We start from the raw sequence: 18559 nt of genomic DNA, 5'->3' as shown, positions 1-18559 counted from the left end.
TATTTTTGATGAAAAGGTGATTTAGTTAATGAGCAACAGCGAGAATATGTCTTATATGAATCAAGAACTTTACGATATCTTTGAGTCATCCTTTGATGAAGTTTTTGTTACGGATGCGCAAGGTTATGTCGTGATGGTAAATTCACAGTGTGAAAAAAATTACCATCTGAAAGCGGAAGAGTTTATTGGAAAGCACGTAAAGGAGCTTCAAGAAATGGGGATTTTTTATCCCTCGGCGACGCTTCAGGTAATTGAATCCAATACATCGCTAGAACTTGTGCAAAAAACAAGTTCAGGTAGGTATTTGCATGTTCGGACTCGTCCCGTTTTTGATGAAAGTAAGCAGTTGAAAAGCGTCATTAGCTATTCCCGTGATTTAACGGATTTAATGCAGTTGAAAAATAAAGTAGAACAGATGGAAGAGCAGCTGGAGAGTTACCAAAAAGAGATGTCTGATTCTGTAGAGCTAGAGGGCATTGTTACCAATAGCAAAGCAATGAAGAAAGTGTTTGCTATTGTTCAACGAATTGCTTCTGTTCATACAACCGTTCTTTTACTTGGAGAAACGGGTGTTGGAAAGAGTAGGGTGGCAAAATTAATTCAGCAGCTAAGTGTTAGAAAGAGTGCTCCTTATTATGAAATTAACTGTGCTGCTTTACCAGATCAGCTAATTGAATCGGAGCTGTTCGGTTATCAAGGTGGAACATTTACAGGAGCGTTTCGTGAAGGGAAAAAAGGTATTATCGAGCTATCAAACGGAGGAACCTTGTTTTTAGATGAAGTTGGTGAACTATCGTTACAAGCACAAAGTAAATTGCTTCATGTGCTTCAAGACCGCACCATTCGGCCTGTCGGTTCAAGTAAAACAATTCCAGTAGATGTGCGCATTATTGCTGCAACCAATCAAGATTTGGAGGCGATGGTGGACAAAGGGTTATTTCGAAGAGACTTATATTATCGTTTGAATGTAGTCCCCATCACAATTCCTCCTTTACGTGAACGGGCAGAAGATATTTTACCGCTGGTCTATCAGTTTTTAAATCATTTTAATGCAGTGTATGACCGCAAAGTGGAGCTTTCACCAAAAGCATTGGATGCGTTTAGTAGACAGGAGTGGAAGGGGAATGTGCGAGAAGTTGAAAATATGATTGAACGTCTTGTCGTTACAAGTGACAATGTAGTAACGCTAAAAGATTTACCATTCGAACAGGACTTTTCAGTTCATAAACACACTCGTACATTGCCAGAAGTCGTAGAAGAAATAGAGAGAAAAATGGTGGTCGAAGCTTATGAAAAGTACGAATCTTCTTACAAAGTTGCAGAGCAATTAGGGATTAGTCAGTCACAAGCGAATCGAAAAATAAGGAAGTATCTAGAGGGGATGGATGAAGGAGATGAGCAAGCAACCTAAGCAATTGGATAAGGTGTTATCAAAATTCGATGTATTATGTTTAGCTATTGGAGCCATGTTAGGCTGGGGTTGGGTCGTACTATCAGGTACTTGGCTAAATTCGGCTGGGTCATTAGGAACGTTAATTGCTTTTTTAGTTGGAGGATTACTCGTTATTTTTGTAGGACTTACTTATGCTGAATTAGCATCAGCTATGCCAAAAGTAGGCGGAGAGCATGTATTTGTAAAAAGAGGCCTTGGAAAAAAGGCTTCGTTTGTAGGTTCATGGGCAATCGTTTTAGGGTATGTATCTGTAGTAACGTTTGAAGCAGTAGCGCTTCCTACGGTTCTAGACTACTTAATTCCTAATTATCAAACAGGATATTTATGGACAATCAACGGCTGGGACGTTTACTTAACGTGGGTATTAGTTGGAAGTGTAGGAGCCATTATTTTAACAGCCATCAACTATTTCGGTCTCAAAACAGCGGCCTTTTTACAGGTTGTACTAACAGTTGCAATTGTTGGTATTGGTATTCTTTTAATTTTGGGATCAGGGATTAACGGAGATACAAAGAACTTGGACCCATTATTTATTGGGGGAGCAGGTGGCATCATGACCGTACTAGTCATGGTACCGTTCTTATTCGTTGGTTTTGATGTTATTCCTCAAGTAGCAGAAGAAGCTAATTTACCGGCAAGAGAAATTGGTAAGATTTTAATTATTTCTGTAAGTGCTGCAATTGTATTTTATATGTTTATTGCTTTGGGCGTAGGGATGGCATTAGATAAAGGCGCTCTAGAAATTTCGCAATTAGCAACTGCTGATGCGATGGCGGCAGCGTTTAATTCACCATTATTCGGGAAAATTTTGATCATTGGCGGTATTGCAGGAATTGTGACGAGTTGGAACGCATTTATTATCGGGGGAAGCCGTGTTATTTATGCGATGGCGCAAGATGGAATGTTGCCAGCATGGTTTGGTCGCCTTCATCCTAAATATAATACACCTTCCAATGCGGTTATTTTTTTAGGGGCATTAGCAGTGTTTGCTCCATTATTGGGCAGACCTGCACTTGTATGGATTGTAGATGCAGGTGGATTAGGAATCGTTATAGCTTACTTAATGGTTGCGTTATCGTTTGTAGCTTTACGTAAAAAAGAACCGCAAATGGATCGTCCATTTAAAGCAGGAAAAACAACTTTTATCGGTTGGTTAGGAGTCATCTTTAGCATTGGATTCATTGCATTATATATGCCTGGAATGCCAGCTGCTCTTATTTGGCCGTATGAGTGGGTTATGGTACTAGGCTGGACCCTTATCGGAGCATATTTCTTTATTAAGATGAACAAAGGGGTTTATCATAGCAATGACGAAGAAATACAAGTAAACGATACCGACAGCTCGGTTGATGCGAAAATTAATTAAAGGAGTGATCATTCATGAAACAAGCAAATCTATATATTAACGGTGAGTGGGTAAAAACGTCTGAAACGTTCGACGTTGTGAATCCAGCTACAAATGAAGTGGTAGCTTCAGTTGCCAAAGGTGGGGCTAAAGAAGCAAAATTAGCAGCAGATGCAGCATACGAAGCATTTTTAGAATGGTCCAAGAAAACAGCAGAAGAACGCGGAAAATTATTAATGAAATGGCATCAGCTAATTGAAGAGTATACCGACGAATTAGCTGAAACAATGACAATTGAGCAAGGAAAACCATTAAAAGAAGCAAAAGGTGAAATTGGATATGCGAACGGATTTGTATCATGGTATGCAGAGGAAGGTAAGCGAATATACGGTGAAACAATTCCGGCATCAGCTCCGAACAAGCGCTTATTTGTTCATAAACAACCAGTTGGTGTAATGGCGGCTATTACGCCTTGGAACTTTCCTGCTGCAATGATCACACGTAAAGTTGCTCCTGCTTTGGCGGCAGGTTGTACGGCTGTCATTAAGCCAGCTGAACAAACTCCTTTAACTGCATTACGCTTAGCTGAATTAGCAACGGAAGCAGGTATTCCAAAAGGAGTAATTAACGTCGTTGCCGGAGATGCGAAATCAATTGGTGAAGCTTGGATGGAAGATGGTCGTGTTCGTAAACTGTCATTTACAGGTTCAACAGCTGTTGGAAAGCTATTGATGAAAGGCGCAGCAGATACAATGAAAAAAGTATCACTTGAGCTTGGTGGACATGCACCGTTTATCGTAACAGAAAGCGCAGATTTAGATAAAGCAGTAACAAATGCCATCGCATCTAAATTCCGCAATGCTGGTCAAACATGCGTATGTACGAACCGTATTTATGTGCACGAAAAAGTTGCAGAGGAGTTTACAAAGCAATTTGCACAAGCAGTTTCACAACTAAAGATTGGTAACGGTTTAGAAGAAGGAACAGATATTGGACCGCTAATCGACGAAAAAGCGTTAGAAAAAGTTCAGAAGCAGTTAGATGATGCAGTAGAAAAAGGTGGAGATGTTGTCACTGGTGGATCTGTTTTAACAAAAGGAAGTGGTTTGTTTGTAGAGCCAACTGTTGTCAAAGGCGCTACAGATGAAATGCTTTGTATGTATGAAGAAACGTTTGGACCAATCGCTCCAATCGCTACTTATCGAGATGAAGCAGAAGTAATTCGTCGTGCGAATAATTCACCATTTGGTTTAGCAGCATACGTATTTACTGAAAATATCTCAGAAGCAATCCGTATTGCAGAAGCTCTTGAATATGGAATTGTGGGGTTAAATGATGGCCTGCCATCAACACCACAAGCTCCGTTTGGTGGCTTTAAAGAAAGTGGACTTGGTAGAGAAGGAAGCCACTTTGGAATTGAGGAATACTTAGAAGTAAAATACATCTCATTAGGACTTTAATTTAACAAGTGAAAAAAGGTAGCTCCCAGAAAATATGGGAGCTACCTTTTTGTTATCCAGCTGCTTGATTGGGTGACTTTGGATGTGTATAGTCAATTTCCAAGCCGCTTGCGATATTTTGTTTTGCCTTTTTAAAGAATAAAAATAAAAAGATAATGCTTACTGCAAATGCAATTATATAAGATACGGTTATTGGTAAATTAAATCCGATTGGTGCATTCATAATATAAGTTGTCGTTGCCATCGTCATAAACAATGCTGGAATCGTTGAAATCCAATGATTAGCCCCTTTTACAATTAGATACATCGATGCGATCCATAGGGCAATGACTGCTGTTGACTGGTTAGCCCATGAGAAGTAGCGCCATAACAACGTGAAATCAATTTTAGTTAAGATAAATGCAATAACAAATAAAGGTGCAGCGATGATTAAACGATTCGGCAACTTAATTTGCGAAAAATTCAGATAATCAGCGATGATCATACGAGCGGAGCGGAAAGCCGTATCGCCTGATGTAATAGGCAAAATAATGACTCCGATAATAGCAAGCGTACCCCCAATTGCACCAAGCATCAACGTTGATACTTCAGATACAATGGCTGCTGGACCACCACTGTTAATAATACTATTTAAATCACGACCATCAAACAAACTCATAGCTGCCGCAGCCCAAATCATTGCAATTGCAGCTTCTGCAATCATCATACCGTAGAAAATTTTGCGCCCGGATTTTTCATTTTGCAATGTACGTGAAATAATTGGTGATTGCGTGGCGTGAAAGCCTGATAATGCACCACAAGAAATCGTTAAAAATAAGAGTGGGAAAATTGGAATGTTATCAGGGTGCATATTTGTAAACGTTAACTCTGGAATAGGTGCCCCTGTTACAACAAGCATGGCTCCTACACCAACTGCGCTGATAATTAGAAATGCACCAAAGATTGGATAAATACGTCCAATAATTTTATCAATCGGTAAAATTGTAGAAAGAATATAATAAACGAAAATAGCAAAGATAATGATAGTCAGCGGAATGGTTCCATTGGCTAAGTCATTGATTAAAGCCGCTGGTGATGTAATAAATACAGTTCCGACTAAAATGAGTAGTAAAATTGAGAAAACGTTTACAATGTGTTTTGAAAAAGTTCCTAAAAATTTTCCAGCTAATTCAGGAATATGAGCACCACGGTTTCGAATGGAAATCATACCAGTTAAATAATCATGTACAGCACCTGCAAAGATTGCTCCAATTACAATCCAAACAAACGCTACGGGACCATAAAGCGCTCCCATAATAGGTCCGAAAATTGGACCAACACCGGCAATATTTAATAGTTGAATTAAAGAATTCTTCTTATTATTCATCGGTACGTAGTCAATGCCATCTTTCATTGCATAGGCAGGAGTTGGTCGAGAATCTTTCACTCCAAATACGCGCTCGACTACTTTTCCATAAGTCAAATACCCAATGAGTAATAGCACAAACGAAAGTAAAAATGTAATCATCGTATCAGTCCTTTACTAAGTATTATGAAAACGGTTTCTTAAACTTAGTATACTAGAAAGTTATTAAAAGAAAAAGGACCTTTTAGTCAAATTTAGTAAAAAGACAGATCCTAAGAAGAATCATCTTGAACGTAATGTTTAAAGTCTAAAAACAAAAAACAAAACTCTTCAAAGGAAAAAGTATCAAATGTTTCACAAGAGTAAGTATCCAAAAAGTCTTCAATCATATGACGGGGGATAGATTGAAATAGTCCCATTGCTTTAAACGAGTGCTCAAATTTATGATATAAAGGTTGTAATCCATAGTAGTCAAAGACATCCTGCAATTGTTCTGTATGCATTTTTTATTCCTCCTTTTTAAGTAGTATGACCATGTTGAATGAGAAAAATAAAATGAGTTTTGTGTAAAGGCTAGATTTTCTATTTCGAAGAAGCTATGCTAAAAGGATACACTGGTGATAAAGGAGAAAAAACATGTTTATGTACGTCACAATACTAGGATTTTTAGCTTTTGCACTGTATGCTTGTACATTTGTGTATGCCATCATTAATAAAAGTGGACAAGCAAAGCAAAATGGAAAGCGCGCACTGATTGGCTTCTTAGTCATGGCTGTAGGTTTAATCGGTATGCAAGTGTCATAGTTTGAGATTTCTTTGACAATTTTGCCACCTTCACTTATAGTTAACCATGAGCGAACGTATGTATCTATTTTTGAGTTTTCGTTCATAAATTGAATAAGAAAGAAGGTGGCAAAATTGAGATACCATACACATATTGCAACATCGATTGCTGCCGGTGCAGGAGTAGCGATTCAGACAGATGTCGCTTTTACTTTTCCATACGTCGTAGGCATAGCCATTGGATCATTGCTCCCCGATATCGATGAGCCAAACTCATACGTTGGACGAAGATCGTTTGGGCTTGCAAAAGTAATTAAAAGCATTTTTGGGCATCGTGGAATTACACATTCACTTCTTGTTTGTGGACTTATTTTTTATTTATATCAGCTATATTCATATGAATGGTTGTTTGGGATAGCGTGTGGCTATATCTTTCATGTAATAGGCGACTTCTTTTCAAAAAGAGGTGTGCCTTTATTTTGGCCCATTGTACGAAAGAAAATAAAATCGCCTCTCACATACGAAACAGGGAAACCCTCAGAACAGCTTATCTTTTACATAGCAATAGGTCTTATCATTTATTTCTTGTACAAATATAGCTTATATTCTCAGCTGTTTTAATGTTAAAAACCCCGACTTAACTAGTCGGGGTTTTTAACATTAAGATAGAATTGGCTTCAACATGTGTAATCGGTAACATAACGTCAATTGTTGTACCTTCTTGAAGCATGCTTGTTACGCTAAGTGTACCTTTATGCTCATGTATAACCTTATTACAAATAGTTAAGCCTAATCCAACGCCGTGCTCTTTTGTTGTATAAAAAGGTTGACCAATTTTTTTTATTCGATCAGCATCCATGCCACAACCATTGTCCATAATTTGAATAGTAACGTGCTGTTGATTTACCTTGTTAAAAGAGACCGTAATTTGTCCTCCAAGAGGCATCGCATCAATTGCATTTTGAATGACATGTATAAATACCTGCTTTAATTGATGGGGTTGTCCATGAATGACAAAGTTACCGTGAGCAGTATTGTATTCATAAACCACTTTAATGCCTTGGTGTATAAAAGCTTGGGAGAAACGTTTTGTCACATCTTTCAATAAAGCAAGTAAATCAATGGGCTCGTAAGGTTGAACTTCTTGTTTGGCTAAACTCATAAATTCATTTACAATTTGTTCAATTTGATCAATTTCACTTTGCATCATGCGACGATAAGCAATATCCTGAGCACTTTGATATTCTTCACTAAACAGTTGTAAGAAACCTTTAATCGTGGTTAAAGGATTTCTAATTTCATGAGCAATACTTGCAGCTAATTCCCCAATTGCTGATAATTTTTCAGCATTTCTCATCATTTCTTCAAGCTTTCGCTGTTCTGTTATATCACGAGAGACGAACACAAAACCTTCAACTTTTCCATCATTAACAATAGGTACGCCTTTTCCTTCAAGCAAAATAGAAGTGCCATTAGCATGTAGCTTTCGATAATGAAAAGTACTTGCTGTTTTTGTTAACTTCATGTTTTCAATTCCAGTTGCTACTTTTGCATGATCATCTTCATGTACATGAAGAAGTACATCCTTCCCAATTAAGGAACAAGGAAGAAGGCCGAGTGTGTACTGGTAAGAGGGTGAAGCATATTCATAGCAACCATCGATTCCGACTACGCAAATTAAATCGTGCGTGTGAGAGAGAATTAAGCGATGGCGAATTTCACTTTGCTTTAAATGCTCTTCCGCTTCTTTACGAGCTTGAATATCACGAGCGGTAATAACAACGTAGGTTACTTGATCATCTTTTACAGATGGAATCCCTCGCCCCTCAACCCAAATATAAGAGCCGTCGTCTTTTAGTAAACGATATTCTGCACTCATTTCAACTTTTAATGAAAACACTTGATTTAATTTATGTCGTATCTGATCTATATCATCAGGATGTATTACGCTAAAGTTTAAAGACTGTCCTTCTTCTGTTGGTAAATAACCTAATACGGATAAATGAGAAGGGGAGTTATAAATTAAATGCCCATGCTGGTCCACAACGGTGATTAAATCTCGCATATTATCTGTAATGATTCGATCTTTTAGCTGATGAAAAGATAACGCTTGGTTTTCGTTAAATTGATATTTTACAGGTGTACCACACATTCTGCAAAAATTATATTCTTCTTGATAACCGCAAGATGAACAAACAGGCATCGAATCACTCCAATCTTCCGTAAGGTAAAATATAGGCTCTATGTTATATTATACCTCATTCTAAACAGTTCTTGGTAGAAAGAAAACCCAAAAGAGAAGTTCTTTCGATAGATACAAAGTCTCATTTTTGGGTTTGTTTTTTTAAAGAGTGATAATGATGTAAAGCTCTTTCACGTGCAAATTTATGATCAATAATAGGAAGTGGATAATCTTTTCCTAATCTTAAATTAATCTCTTGAAGCACACCTTCTGGGGCTTTCCAAGGCTCATGAATATATTTTGCTGGCACGTTTCTTAATTCAGGAAGCCATTTTTTGATATAAGTACCTTCAGAATCGAACTTTTCAGATTGTGTAATAGGGTTGAAAATTCGAAAATAAGGGGCAGCATCGGCTCCCGAACCAGCTACCCACTGCCATCCCATCGTATTATTAGCCAAGTCAGCGTCTACAAGTGTATCCCAAAACCATTCAGCACCATAATGCCAGTGAATTAATAGATGCTTGACTAAAAAAGAAGCGGCGACCATACGAACTCGATTATGCATGAATCCTGTTTTCCACAACTGTCTCATGCCTGCGTCTACAAGTGGATAGCCCGTTTGTCCTTGTTGCCAAGCGCGTAAGCTCTCCATATCATTTTTCCAGTTGAAAGCTATAAATTTCTTATTGAGAGGCTCTTTAATAGTAGACGGAAAATGATATAACAAATGATAAGCGAAATCACGCCATACTAGCTGTCGGATAAACGCTTCAGCTTGATGAGTAAAGGTTGAGTGCTTTACTTTTTCCACCTTAGACAATAAGTAGTGATAAAGAACTCTTACTGATAGCTGACCAAATGCTAAGTAAGGTGAAAGCTTTGAATCAATTTCTTTAGAAGGAAAGTCCCTTCCTGTATCATAGTGTTTAATGCTGTGTTTTAAAAATTGGCGAAACATATTAATTCCACCTTTTTCAGTAGGTGTCCATGTTTCTTTTATTGTCGCTGCCCATGGGATAGTTGGCAAAAGATTTAGTTCGTTTAGTTCACATGTTTTAATTGAAAACGGGAGCGCCTTTAACTTCGTTATTTTTGGAACAGCTGCAGGTATACGAGATTTCTGTAGAGCTTTATAGAAAGCAGTGAATACTTTATAGGGTTCACCGTTCGGTTTTTTTATGGAGGAAGGCTCTTTTAGTAAAAAACCTTCGAATTGACGAGCTGTAATTCCATACTCATCACAGAGGCGAATTAAAAGTTGCTCTTGCTGTTTTATATCTGGTTCATAGTTAGTATTCCAATAAATTGCGGTAGGGTTTACTTCTTTAATGAGAGATTCAATGGTTTCTAATCGAGAACCTTTTCGAATGACTAAAGAACTTCCACATTGTTGAATAGACTGTTTAAAATCCTCTAAAGCATGATGTAACCACCATTTTGATGCTTCCCCCATAGAGTCTGCCTCATCATAAATGAAAATAGGAATGGCTAGGCCATCTTGACAAGCGTGATACAGAGCTGGATTATCTACAAGGCGAAAATCTTTTCGAAGTAATACAATGGTTGGATTAGCCATCATAAACGTCCTTTCTTTCAATAGTTTGCTATCTAGTATAAACATAAATAATTCGATTGCCCAAGTTTTAATATGTTGCCTATTTTTAATAGGACGAAATTCGAACGGAAAGAAAGGTGAATATGTTAAAACGGTAATAGTAACGGAAGGAGCCCTATAAATGAAACATGTATATGGAAGTTTACCAACTCCAATGCACGATCCTCGAATGAATCAACCGACACAAGGAATGCCGATGCAAGGAATGCCGATGCAAGGAATGCCGATGCAAGGAATGCCGATGCAAGGAATGCCGATGCAAGGAATGCCGATGCAAGGAATGCCGATGCAAGGAATGCCGATGCAAGGAATGCCAATGCAAGGAATGCCGATGCAAGGAATGCCGATGCAAGGAATGCCGATGCAAGAAATGCCAATGCAAGGAATGCCGATGCAAGGAATGCCGATGCAAGGAATGCCGATGCAAGGAATGCCAATGCCAGAAATGCCGATGCAAGGAATGCCGATGCAAGGAATGCCAATGCCAGAAATGCCAATGCAAGGAATGCCGATGCAAGGAATGCCGATGCAAGGAATGCCAATGCCAGAAATGCCAATGCAAGGAATGCCGATGCAAGGAATGCCAATGCAAGGAATGCCAATGCCACCAATGCAGGGGATGTCGATGTCAGGAGGAGCAGACTGTGGATGCGGTCAGAAGCCTAGCAATTTGATGCCTGCAATGAATCAAAGTATGAATGCACCACTTGTACAAGGTGAAAACGTACAGATGCCTTCTAAGTCCATGATGCCTATGGGTCCAATGCATAATGCGAATAAGCGAAGTCCCGGATACTTCTAATAAAAATGGTTAAAAAGCTAGGATTCTAAAGTTATAGAGTATAATTGTTGCATTTTTATAATAAAAACGTCATGAGAAATAACCAAGTTTTCAACGGTTATACCTGACGTTTTTTGTTCGTAAGGAAAAAGACATCTTTTCAAGCATGGTACGATATTGAAGAGAGTTTACTATGCTCTAGATTAATGAAGAAGAAAGGGTGTTTATTGTAATGATAGATGTGATTGCGACGACATTGCATGATGCAAAGCTAGCTCAAGAGAATGGGGCAGATCGAATTAGTATTTGCACGAGTATTAATGAAGGTGGCATTACCCCAAGCTATGGGTTAATTAAACAAATAAAAAAAGCGATTACCCTTCCTGTATACGTAATGATTCGACCTCATAATCAGTCGTATCAATACAATGAAGACGATATTCAAACGATGGTTCATGATATCGAAGAAGCAAGGAAACTGGGAGTGGAAGGAGTAATCTTAGGCTGCTTAACGTCAGAGAAAACCATTGATGAAGAGACGTTAAAAGCTTTACTAAGTGCTTCTAAAGGAATGGATGTGACGTTTAACTTAGCTTTTGATGACTTACATAATCAAGAAGAAGGGCTTCGGAAATTATTGAATTATCCAGAAATAAAGCGGGTTATGACGTCTGGAGCTGATAAAAGTGCGTTAAACGGAATTCCACAAATCAAAAAAATGTTGCGTCAAATGAGAAATGAAAATCTTATATTTGTCGGAGCTAAGGGGTTAAAACCAGAAAATTTACAGGCTTTTCTATCGGTTACCAATCTAACAGAAGTATGCATTGGAGCAGGTATACGAGTTAATTGCCAATATACACAGCCAATAAATGAGAAAAGTGTGCAAAAAGCAAAAGAAATTATGAATAAAATGCAATAAGAGAAAAAGTGCTACGAAGTAAAGTAGCACTTTTTTTAGTAGAATCAGCATTAAAAACTGCCAGTTAACACAGAGGAGTTTAGGAAAAAATGCATATTTTTAGAAAATTAGTTGACATTGAAAATCATTATCATTTATCCTTATACATGTAATTAGTAGTGAAAATCATTATCATTTAAATAAATAGGAGGATTATTCATGTCTATTTCAATAACAAATCAATCTACAAACGAAGCGTTACTTTCACAGCAAGAACTTCGAGAATCGAATGCAAGATCTTATCCAAGAAGAATTCCAATTGCTATTCAAAAAGCGGAGGGAGTCATCATCACAGATATGAACGGCAAAGAGTATATTGATTGTTTAGCAGGAGCGGGCACTTTAGCGCTTGGTCATAATCATGAAGTAGTCCATGAAGCGATTCAACAGGTACTAGCTGATCGTATTCCTTTACATACATTAGATTTAACTACGCCGGTTAAAGAAGCGTTCGTAGATGAGTTATTTGCAAGTTTACCAGCTAATTTTGCCCAAAAAGCAAAAGTGCAGTTTTGTGGACCTACGGGTGGAGACGCCATTGAAGCAGCGTTAAAGCTTGTAAAGACGGCTACAGGGAACCGCACAATTTTATCGTTCCAGGGCGGCTACCATGGTTCTACTCACGGCACATTAAGTATTAGCGGAACAACAAGCCCTAAAGAGCGCATTCATGCTTTAGTTCCAGATACACATTTCTTACCTTATCCTTACGAATATCGTTGTCCTTTTGGAATCGGTGAAGGTGGTCATGAAGCAATTAGCACATACATTGAAAACTTATTAGACGATCCAGAAAGCGGTATTGTTAAACCAGCAGGAATTGTAGTTGAAGTTGTTCAAGGTGAAGGAGGTTCAGTACCTGCTCCTATCGCGTGGTTGAAAGAGCTTCGTCGTATCACAAAAGAGCGTCAAATTCCGTTAATTATTGATGAAGTGCAAACTGGAATTGGTCGAACGGGTAAAATGTTTGCTTTTCAGCATGCTGATATTGAGCCCGATGTTCTTGTGCTGTCAAAAGCAATCGGGGGTAGCTTACCACTATCTGTTGTTGTATACGATAAAGCGTTGGATCAGTGGGAACCAGGTGCTCATATTGGAACTTTTCGTGGTAATCAGCTCGCAATGGCAACGGGAAAAGCAACGCTTAGCTTTGTGAAAGAGCATGCTTTAGATGCACATGCGCATGATCTTGGAATATACATGCAAATGCAGTTAAAAGCCATCCAGTCCGATAGCTTTTCTATTGGAGATGTTCGTGGTCGAGGGTTAATGATTGGAGTGGAAATCATCGATTGGTCTAAGCCGGCAAATAAGATTGGAACCCATCCTGGAAATGGAGAGCTAGCGAAGGTGATTCAGCAAGAGTGCTTTAAGCGAGGGGTTATCCTAGAAGTTGGAGGCAGACATGGAGCAGTCATTCGCTTATTACCACCTTTAATTTTAAGTCAAGCTCAGGCTGATGATGTGCTAGAGCGCTTTAAAGAAGCGGTAAAAGCAGCAGAAGCTAAGTGGGTGACAAGGTAAGATGGAACAAGATTATCAACAATGGTTTCTATCTAAGGACAATCAAAGCGTAAGAACGTATAAGCAGTTAATGAATCAGTCTATAGAGATGATTTCGAACTATTATGAAACAATTGAAAAGCCTTATCATCATTGGGAGCTAGAAGATCGCTTTGAACACTTTAATGATGAAATGACATTCAAAGAAAATGGACGTGCGTTCGCAGAACTGAAAAAGTCAATAGAACAGCTTGTTTTAAGGCATTCTCTGCATATTTCTCATACTGGAGCAATGGCGCATTTGCATTGTCCACCAGCTATACCTGCTTTGGTCGCAGAAGTCTTTATCACAGCTCTCAACCAATCGATGGACTCTTGGGACCAAAGTCCAATTGCGACTTATATAGAAGACGCAGTTATTAAAGAGTGCGTTAAACAAATCGGCTATGAAGAAACCGCAAGTGGCGTATTTACAAGCGGTGGCACGCAGTCAAATTATATGGGGATGCTACTAGCTCGCAATGATTATTGTAAGCGAAAGCTTAAAGCAAATGTACAAGAAGAAGGTCTACCCCCTGAAGCAAATAAACTGCGAATCTTTTGTTCTGAAAAAGCGCACTTTACGGTTCAGCAATCCGCTGCGCAGCTTGGTTTAGGGATGAATGCAGTTATTCCAGTTAAAACAAATGAACGCTACGAGATGTGCATGGATGATTTATGTGCAAAGGTAGAGCTTTCTAAAGAAAGTGGAGAGCTTCCGATGGCCATTGTAGCCACAATTGGAACCACTGATTTTGGAAGTATTGATTCTCTTCATGATATTCATCAACTGGCAGCAACTTATGATATGTGGGTTCATGCCGATGCTGCGTATGGAGGCGGCCTGTTGTTTTCAAAAGCTAATAGACACCTAGTTCAAGAGTTAAAGCTTGCAGACTCTATTACGATTGATTTTCATAAATGGTTTTATCAGCCCATTAGCTGTGGTGCTTTCTTTGTGAAAGCTGAAACAGCTTTTCAGCATATTCAGCTTTATGCAGATTACTTAAATCCAGAAGAAGATGAGCATCTTCACCTTGTTAACCGCAGTATTCAAACAACTAAACGGTTTGATGCCCTCAAAGTTTGGCTAACGTTTCAAATGATGGGCACATCAGCCTTTGGTAAATTGATTGACCAAACTATTCAAAATGCGAGACAGCTAGCTGGATACTTACAAGAAAATTCAATGGTTAAAGTTATGAACGAACCGATGATGAACGCTGTTGTATTTAAGTATCAGTGTAAAAGGCTAGCGAAAAGTGCGGAAAATCAAAAGTATATTGAAAATAAGATTAATACAATGATCCAGCAGCAGTTATATGAAAAAGGAACATATATTATAGCGAAAACAAAAGTAAACCAAGAAGCATGTTTAAAAGTAACAATGTTGAATCCAATGATTGAGTTAGAGAACCTAAAACAACTTATAAAAGAAGTGATTCAGCTTGGAAACGAGTTGGAGCAGAAGGAGGAAGCATTACGTGAATGCGCAACAATCAGCTAATTTTATTACAATGCAAAATGTAGTGAACTGCTATGTGAGAGAAACAGGAAAGGGGAAATGGATAAAAGTAGGGGAAGGTGAAGAACTTATTTTAACCCTGGAAAAGCAGCCCGTCACGCTCTATTTCCCAGCTTATTATCGTTCTCTAACAGGGCGTCATTTATTAAACGAGCAAATGGCATACCAAGTAGAAGGTCATGAGCGCCAGGAGCTAGATTTGTTAACGCTATTAGCGCTGCTAATGAAAGAAGTAACGGAAGACTTACTTCAAATAAACGAATTGATTGTTCGCGTGCTATTAAGCTACGAAAATATGAAGCAATTTATCGAAGTGAGACAAGCGGAACTTCAAGAGTGTTACGGGGCTGATAAAAGCTTTTTACAATCAGAACAAGCACTTTTAATTGGACATCAGCTTCATCCAACCCCAAAAAGCAGACAAGGCATTTTGCCTGAAGAAGAAACAATATTTGCTCCAGAGCTAAAGGGGAAGTTTCAACTACACTATTTTTACGCAGAAGCTTCATTGGTCAAAGAGGGGTCTGCGCTGGAACAAGCAAGGTTAGTTATTAAAAAGCAGTTGGTAGAAGATGAAGAAGTATCAGATGAATTCAAAACTAACTATTGCCAAGACGATGAGAATGTATTGATTCCAATGCATCCACTTCAAGCAAGATATTTACTTGGGAAATCAGAAGTTTGTGATTGGATTCAAAGCGGGCGACTTTCATATCTAGGTCCTCAAGGGCAAGCGTTTTATCCTACTTCTTCTGTGCGAACTGTATATAACTCAAGCGCAGACGTCATGTATAAGTTTTCGATACCAGTAAAAATTACAAATTCACTTCGAGTCAACAAACGAAAAGAGCTGTACCGAGGTGTAGAGGTAACGGAACTTTTACGTGCTGGTTTAGAAGAAGAGCTACAAATTTATCATCCTGCTTTTCACATTATTAAAGATTTTGCATACGTAACGCTTGGTGAAGAAGAGATTGGCTTTGAGGTTGTAATTCGAGAAAACCCTTTTAAAGGCTCACAGGGTGATTCAACGACTCTTTTAGCGAGTTTATGTCAAGATCATGTGTATCGTCATCATACACAGCTTCAAGAGATTGTTCATCGTTTAGCCAAAGCTGAAAATCGATCACTGGAAGCTGTTAGTCAAGATTGGTTTAAGCAGTATTTAGACATTTCATTAAAGCCAATGATGTGGCTGTATACAGAAAAAGGAATTGCGCTTGAAGCTCATCAACAAAACTCGATTATCAAATTGACAAAAGAAGGCTATCCACAAGCGTTTTATTATCGTGATAACCAAGGCTATTATTTTATGCGCTCTAAACAAGAAAGCCTCAAAAAGCTTATCAAAGACTTGAATCAGATGAGCGATACAGTTTGTGATGATGCGGTTGCTGAAGAAAGATTCCGTTATTATGTTATCTTTAATCATTTATTTGGTTTAATTAATGCTTTTGGTACAAGTGGACTAATTGAAGAAAGCAAGTTGATTGAACAGATGCGTACGGTCATTTCAGAATATGCAAAGAATGATCATACAAATCTAGTCAAGAGTATGCTTTCTCAAGAGAGCTTGCCTTGCAAAGCCAATTTATTAACGCGCGTTCATGATATGGATGAACTAGTTGGAAGTCTAGAAACACAATCTGTTTACGTAGACGTGACGAATCCGCTTGCGGTTCTAGAAGGTGTATATAAATGATGGTACTGGCTCAAAGTGACTACCCTATTACAGTATGGGATACCAACACAAAAAAAGAAATTACGTTTCGCTATGTAACGTTTGAACAAGATTTTGACCGCTTGCATAGCTGGATGCATCAAGACCACGTCATTCCGTTTTGGAATTTGGACAAGCCAAGAGCCGAGTATGCCTCTCATTTAAAACGTTTTTTAGCGAACAAACATCAGCAATTATTAATTGGTGAAATAGATGGGCAAGCGATGAGCTACTGGGAGTCGTATATCGTCTCCCAAGATCTAATCCGTCATTATTATGACTATGAAAAAGGAGATCAAGGCATTCATCTATTGATTGGCGAGCCAACTTATCTTGGCAAGGGGTTTATTTATCCATTAATGCTAACGCTCATGAAGAGAATGTTTGAAGTGCCAGAAACCAAGCGTATTATGGCTGAACCGGATATTCGAAATGAAAAGATGATTTATGTTTTTGAAAAGTGTGGATTTCAACAGTTAAAGACGGTAGATCTTCCTGATAAAACAGCAATGCTTCTTTATTGTCAACAAGAAGTGTTTGAAAGTAGGTGGAACGCATGGATTCAAGGAGAATTTTAGAGGTTATTGGAGTGGGCATTGGGCCATTTAACCTTGGCCTAGCAGCTTTATTAGAAGAAACAGAATACTCGTATAAATGCTTTGATCAGAAGTCTCAGTTTAACTGGCATCCGGGTATGCTTTTAGAAGGAGCTACGCTACAAGTTCCGTTTATGGCGGACTTAGTGACAATGGTTAATCCGTCCAGCCCGTATAGCTTTTTACGTTATTTACACGAGCATGCGCGATTGTATCAGTTTTATTTCTTTGAAAAATTTCACATTCCACGAACTGAATATAATCACTATTGTCAATGGGTGGCTAGTCAGTTAAAAGGGCTACAATTCAACAGTAAGGTTCAGAAAATTGAAATAGAAGAAGAGCAGCTATATAAAGTAACAGTTGAGGAAGATGGTGAATCAACTGTTTACTACGCGAAAAATGTAGTAGTAGGGGTAGGTACAAATCCAACCGTTCCAGCTGATTTTAAAGATTTGCAAAATAATCGATTCTATCATTCGGCTTGCTATAAGCAAAATCGTGATGAAACAGTTAAAGCTCGTCATATTACGGTCGTTGGTTCTGGGCAAAGTGCCGCTGAAGTTGTGTATGACTTGTTGCAACATCAAGAGGAAAACAACTATGAACTCCATTGGTATACAAGGTCTAAAGGGTTTTATCCAATGGAGTATTCAAAGCTCGGGTTAGAGCATTTTTCACCAGAATACACGCGTTATTTCTATCACTTAAATCAGGATAAAAAAAGAGATGTGTTAAAAAATCAAGATCTCTTATATAAAGGAATTAGCTTTGATACGATTGCTGACATTTATGAACATTTGTATGAACGAACCGTTGGTGGAAAAGCTTCTCCTATTCATATGCAAGCACTAACGGAGGTTCAAAGTGTTAGTCGAGAAGAAACTGGCTATAAACTCACCCTTTATCAATATGAGCAAGATGAAGTGAAAGAGTTGAAAAGTGATGTTGTTATTATGGCTACAGGATATGCTAGCAGCTTTCCATCATGCTTAGAAAGTTTACAATCTCATCTACTAGTTGATGAAAGTGGGCAGTTGCAAATTGATGAGCAGTTCAAAGTCAGGACTCAACCCGTTGAAGTCAATTTGTTTATTCAAAATGGAGAACTTCATACACACGGCGTGGGAGCTCCAGATTTAGGGCTTGGTCCTTACCGGAATGCGATTATTATTAATCAAATTGCAGGAAAAGAAATTTATAAAGTTTATAGTAAGAATGTATTTCAACAGTTTGGTGTGTAAAGTA

The 18559-nt window shown here is 38.4% G+C and carries 16 protein-coding genes; 12 read left to right on the top strand and 4 right to left on the bottom strand.

Annotated elements, in window-relative coordinates; all coding sequences use genetic code 11:
- The first annotated feature begins 28 nt into the window (after positions 1 to 28).
- The 3 genes from LZP85_RS12870 to LZP85_RS12860 are packed head-to-tail and all read left to right on the top strand — an operon-like array spanning position 29 to position 4258.
- Positions 29 to 1411 (top strand): sigma-54 interaction domain-containing protein, encoded by a 1383-nt coding sequence (locus LZP85_RS12870; protein ID WP_206833572.1) that lies wholly within the window; start codon positions 29 to 31, stop codon positions 1409 to 1411.
- On the top strand, positions 1395 to 2819 hold the full coding sequence (locus tag LZP85_RS12865; protein ID WP_206833568.1) for an APC family permease: 1425 nt from the start codon (positions 1395 to 1397) through the stop codon (positions 2817 to 2819). Before LZP85_RS12870 ends, LZP85_RS12865 begins: the two co-directional genes overlap by 17 nt.
- Before the next feature lie 14 nt (positions 2820 to 2833).
- A complete protein-coding gene (locus LZP85_RS12860; protein ID WP_025908288.1) occupies positions 2834 to 4258 on the top strand; it encodes an NAD-dependent succinate-semialdehyde dehydrogenase in 1425 nt (474 codons plus the stop codon).
- A 52-nt stretch (positions 4259 to 4310) separates the two neighbouring features.
- Here LZP85_RS12860 and LZP85_RS12855 read toward each other — a convergent pair whose 3' ends face one another.
- Positions 4311 to 5765, bottom strand: coding sequence for a carbon starvation CstA family protein (locus tag LZP85_RS12855; RefSeq protein WP_119543346.1), 1455 nt, complete (start codon positions 5763 to 5765; stop codon positions 4311 to 4313).
- A gap of 110 nt (positions 5766 to 5875) precedes the next feature.
- Entirely contained in the window at positions 5876 to 6106 is a 231-nt protein-coding gene (locus LZP85_RS12850; RefSeq protein WP_119543347.1) for a hypothetical protein, read from the bottom strand.
- A gap of 133 nt (positions 6107 to 6239) precedes the next feature.
- On the opposite strand from LZP85_RS12850, the gene LZP85_RS12845 reads away from it, so the two are divergent.
- Complete coding sequence (locus LZP85_RS12845; RefSeq protein ID WP_167556114.1) at positions 6240 to 6407, top strand: hypothetical protein; 168 nt, start codon at positions 6240 to 6242, stop codon at positions 6405 to 6407.
- Positions 6408 to 6521: 114 nt separating this feature from the next.
- Positions 6522 to 7007 (top strand): metal-dependent hydrolase, encoded by a 486-nt coding sequence (locus LZP85_RS12840; protein ID WP_025908291.1) that lies wholly within the window; start codon positions 6522 to 6524, stop codon positions 7005 to 7007.
- 16 nt (positions 7008 to 7023) lie between these two features.
- Here LZP85_RS12840 and LZP85_RS12835 read toward each other — a convergent pair whose 3' ends face one another.
- Both LZP85_RS12835 and LZP85_RS12830 read right to left on the bottom strand, forming a co-directional pair.
- Positions 7024 to 8589: a PAS domain-containing sensor histidine kinase gene (locus tag LZP85_RS12835; RefSeq protein ID WP_206782477.1), complete on the bottom strand. Its 1566-nt coding sequence runs from the start codon at positions 8587 to 8589 to the stop codon at positions 7024 to 7026.
- Positions 8590 to 8710: 121 nt separating this feature from the next.
- A complete protein-coding gene (locus tag LZP85_RS12830; protein WP_206782478.1) occupies positions 8711 to 10147 on the bottom strand; it encodes a cryptochrome/photolyase family protein in 1437 nt (478 codons plus the stop codon).
- 156 nt (positions 10148 to 10303) lie between these two features.
- Between LZP85_RS12830 and LZP85_RS12825 the strand changes: the two genes are divergently transcribed.
- The 7 genes from LZP85_RS12825 to LZP85_RS12795 all read left to right on the top strand — a co-directional run bounded on the left by LZP85_RS12825 (position 10304) and on the right by LZP85_RS12795 (position 18555).
- Entirely contained in the window at positions 10304 to 10852 is a 549-nt protein-coding gene (locus LZP85_RS12825) for a pentapeptide repeat-containing protein (RefSeq protein ID WP_407681856.1), read from the top strand.
- A 347-nt stretch (positions 10853 to 11199) separates the two neighbouring features.
- Entirely contained in the window at positions 11200 to 11889 is a 690-nt protein-coding gene (locus LZP85_RS12820; protein WP_078989439.1) for a copper homeostasis protein CutC, read from the top strand.
- A gap of 198 nt (positions 11890 to 12087) precedes the next feature.
- Positions 12088 to 13452, top strand: a complete 1365-nt coding sequence (locus LZP85_RS12815; RefSeq protein ID WP_119544082.1) for an aspartate aminotransferase family protein — start codon at positions 12088 to 12090, stop codon at positions 13450 to 13452.
- Position 13453: 1 nt separating this feature from the next.
- Positions 13454 to 14977 carry a pyridoxal phosphate-dependent decarboxylase family protein gene (locus LZP85_RS12810; protein ID WP_206782480.1) on the top strand — a complete coding sequence of 508 codons (1524 nt, stop codon included), beginning with the start codon at positions 13454 to 13456 and terminating at the stop codon, positions 14975 to 14977.
- Complete coding sequence (locus LZP85_RS12805; protein ID WP_119544080.1) at positions 14955 to 16697, top strand: IucA/IucC family protein; 1743 nt, start codon at positions 14955 to 14957, stop codon at positions 16695 to 16697. Before LZP85_RS12810 ends, LZP85_RS12805 begins: the two co-directional genes overlap by 23 nt.
- Positions 16697 to 17293 (top strand): GNAT family N-acetyltransferase, encoded by a 597-nt coding sequence (locus LZP85_RS12800; protein ID WP_119544083.1) that lies wholly within the window; start codon positions 16697 to 16699, stop codon positions 17291 to 17293. Before LZP85_RS12805 ends, LZP85_RS12800 begins: the two co-directional genes overlap by 1 nt.
- The gene (locus LZP85_RS12795; RefSeq protein WP_206782481.1) at positions 17272 to 18555 is read left to right on the top strand and encodes a lysine N(6)-hydroxylase/L-ornithine N(5)-oxygenase family protein; all 1284 of its coding nucleotides are present in this window, start codon (positions 17272 to 17274) and stop codon (positions 18553 to 18555) included. Before LZP85_RS12800 ends, LZP85_RS12795 begins: the two co-directional genes overlap by 22 nt.
- The last annotated feature ends 4 nt before the right edge of the window (positions 18556 to 18559 follow it).

It is taken from the genome of Priestia flexa, from assembly GCF_021441905.1.
In the GTDB taxonomy this organism is placed as follows: domain Bacteria; phylum Bacillota; class Bacilli; order Bacillales; family Bacillaceae_H; genus Priestia; species Priestia flexa.
This window is presented reverse-complemented; position numbering and strand designations above follow the sequence as displayed.